This is a genomic window from Oleiphilus sp. HI0086 (assembly GCF_001635225.1).
The window spans coordinates 1-996 of record NZ_LWFZ01001453.1; the positions used below are offsets into that span (position 1 = coordinate 1).

Annotated in this window: 1 protein-coding gene; it reads left to right on the forward strand. The window is 44.4% G+C overall.

Translation table 11 applies throughout. From position 1 onward, the window contains the following. Positions 1-77: 77 nt before the first annotated feature. A partial coding sequence (locus A3756_RS24630; protein ID WP_156490748.1) for a phosphoenolpyruvate-utilizing N-terminal domain-containing protein occupies positions 78-996 on the forward strand: 919 nt, incomplete at its 3' end.

Here is a 996-nt window from a genome sequence, read left to right on the forward strand (position 1 = left end):
ATGAAAGAGTTATCAACTGACTTATTTAAGAACTAAGCCACCTATTGGAAACGTGGGCATAATATAAAGGGTATTAAATGCTAAGCATACTTCGCAGTATTGTTCAGGAAGTGAATAGTGCCGCTAGTCTTGAGGAAGCACTGAATATTATTGTCAGTCGCGTTCAGGAGGCTATGAGTACGGAAGTATGTTCCATCTATCTTCTTGATCCGGCAGAAAATCGTTATGTCTTGCGTGCCTCTCGTGGCTTGCGGGAAGATGCGATCGGGAACGTGAGCTTGGGTTATTCAGAGGGTCTGGTTGGTTTGGTTGGTGTTAGGGAAGAGCCGATAAACCTCGAAGATGCCCAGCAGCATGAACGCTACCGCTATTTGCCTGAAACGGGAGAAGAGCGTTTTACAAGCTTTCTTGGTGTTCCAATCATTCATCATAAAAAGGTATTGGGTGTATTGGTTGTTCAGGAAGCCAGTAACCTGCGTAAGTTTGATGAAGGTGAAGAAGCTTTTCTAGTTACGGTTTCTGCACAGCTGGCGAGCGTTATAGCGCATTCAGAAGCAACTAAAGCAATTGAGTCAGTTTCTGAGAGTGGGAAAGTAGCGCAGGATATCGCCTTCAAGGGTATCGCTGGTGCACCAGGCGTTGCGATTGGTCGCAGTGTTGTTGTTTTTCCGCTTGCCGACCTGGATGCGGTGCCTGATAGAAGTGCTGAAAATATTGATGATGATATCATTTCATTTGAAAATGCGGTTGAGTCCGTCCGTAAAGATATTCAAAGCGTCGGTGAGCGTTTATCTACCCAGTTAAGGCCTGAAGAACAAGCTTTGTTTGATGTCTATCTTGGTATGTTGGATGACAATGCTCTGGCAGGAGAAGTGATCACCCAGATAAAAGCCGGGAAGTCTGCCCAAACCGCATTAAAAAATACCATTAGTGAATATGCACGTCATTTTGAAATGATGAATGATGCCTATCTCAGCGAAAGAGCTGTAGATATAA